Source organism: Mesorhizobium sp. WSM4829, from assembly GCF_055811475.1.
On sequence record NZ_JBVVQJ010000130.1, the window covers coordinates 1 to 693 of the forward strand.

Sequence of the window (693 nt, forward strand, 5' to 3'; positions counted from 1 at the left end):
CTTGTCTATCCGGTTGTCGTAGCAGCCGCTGTTGGCGACCGCGACCTTATAGAATTCGGGATGGAAGAGCAGCGCGCTCACCGCGTTCTGGCCGCCTGCGGACCAGCCGAAAATGCCGACATTGGAGATATCGTACCACGGATACCTCGCGGCGGCCGCCTTGTGCCATAGAATGCGATCGGGAAAGCCTGCGTCCTTCAGATTTTTCCAGGCAACGTCATGAAAGGCGCGCGAGCGCTTGTTGGTACCCATGCCATCGATCTGCACAACGACGAAGCCCAGCTGCGTGAGCGGCTCTGTCCGCCCTGAGAAGGATTTTGGGACGAACGAGCCCTGGGGCCCGGCATAGATATTCTCCACCACCGGGTACTTCTTCTTCGGATCGAAATTGGCGGGCAGGTGGATCACGCCCCAGATATCAGTCTTGCCGTCGCGCCCCTTGGCGTGGAAGCTGAGTGGCGGCTGCCAGCCGGCGGCGACGAGCTCGGACATGTCGGCGGTCTCCACCTCCATCAGTTTGACATCGTCGCTGGCGCGGTAGAGCATCATGCGGGGCGGCAGATCGATGCGTGACCAGAGATCGACATAGTAGCGGCCGTCGGGAGAGAACTCGACATGGTGGTTGGCCGGCTCGGGCGTGAGCTCAGTCAGCCCCTCACCGTCGAAGCCGATGCGGTACGCATGGACGAAATA

Annotated in this window: 1 protein-coding gene; it reads right to left on the minus strand. The window is 61.2% G+C overall.

The window, feature by feature from the left end; all coding sequences use genetic code 11:
• A partial coding sequence (locus tag AC0L17_RS34505; RefSeq protein ID WP_473518994.1) for a prolyl oligopeptidase family serine peptidase occupies nucleotides 1-693 on the minus strand: 693 nt, incomplete at both ends.